At 48.1% G+C, this 1109-nt stretch carries 2 protein-coding genes; both read left to right on the forward strand.

Annotation, left to right across the window (positions count from 1 at the left end; translation table 11 throughout):
* Positions 1-288: ATP-binding protein (locus R8N28_RS26480; protein WP_318183822.1), on the forward strand; the 288-nt coding region annotated here is incomplete at its 5' end.
* A gap of 72 nt (positions 289-360) precedes the next feature.
* A complete protein-coding gene (locus R8N28_RS26485; RefSeq protein WP_029843164.1) occupies positions 361-969 on the forward strand; it encodes a superoxide dismutase in 609 nt (202 codons plus the stop codon).
* Positions 970-1109: the final 140 nt, after the last annotated feature.

Raw genomic sequence — 1109 nt, forward strand, 5'->3', positions numbered from 1 at the left:
TACGGAAAAGATGAAGTGCAGATAGACATTCAAGACAAGACTGAAACACTGAACATTACCGTCGATAACACCAGTGCAAAAGATCCGGCTGAAGCGATAGCAGCGATTTTCAGTACCTCTTATAGTGTGTCTACTGCTCGTGATCGTCACTCTGGCGGCACAGGATTAGGGTTAACCATCACCGAAAGTGCGATTCGTCAGCACAGCGGTACGATAGTCGCGAGCCGCAGCCCACTGGGAGGTTTGCGCGTCTCCATCACGCTGCCTTTAGTTAAAGTAGGCAAATAACCCTACAAGACTTCAGTTGATAATGATTTTTATTAACATTAGAGTAAATCCTCCGATTAAGGAGGATTTACTATGTCGCATACATTTCCCGCTCTGCCTTACCCATACGATGCGTTAGAGCCATACATCGACGCAAAAACCATGGAAGTGCATTACAGCAAACACCACAAAACTTACTTCGATAAATTCGTCACCGCCGTGCAAGGCAGTGATCTTGAAACACAATCGCTAGACGAAATCTTCGCAGCCGTTTCGCAACATAGCCCAGCCATTCGCAATAATGGCGGCGGCTACTACAACCACATCCTTTACTGGAATTGCATGTCGCCAGAAGGCGGCGGTGAACCACAAGGCGCACTTGCGCAAGCCATCAACGACAAGTTTGGTCACTTCGAAAAGTTCAAAGACGAATTCGCTCAAGCAGCCGTTAATACGTTTGGATCTGGCTTTGCATGGTTAGTTGTGAAAGATGGCGACATCCACATCACCTCCACCAGCAATCAGGATAACCCGTTAATGGACGTGGCCGATGTACGCGGCGAGCCTATCCTTGCATTAGATGTGTGGGAGCACGCATACTACATCAGTTATCAGAACCGTCGACCAGAATACATCGACGCTTGGTGGAATGTGGTGAACTGGCGCGCCGTCGAAGAGAACTACACTCGCGCGCTCGTGTAACCGCTAACGATGAAGGGGTAAGATTGGTAAGCGCCAAGTCCTCTTTTGTACCCAAGTCGCTGCACTTGGGTATATACTGCCCCTCTCTTTGACCAACTCTATTTCAATACCATGTTTGATATCGCTTTATACGAACCAGA

Source organism: Vibrio sp. Vb1554 (assembly GCF_033344235.1).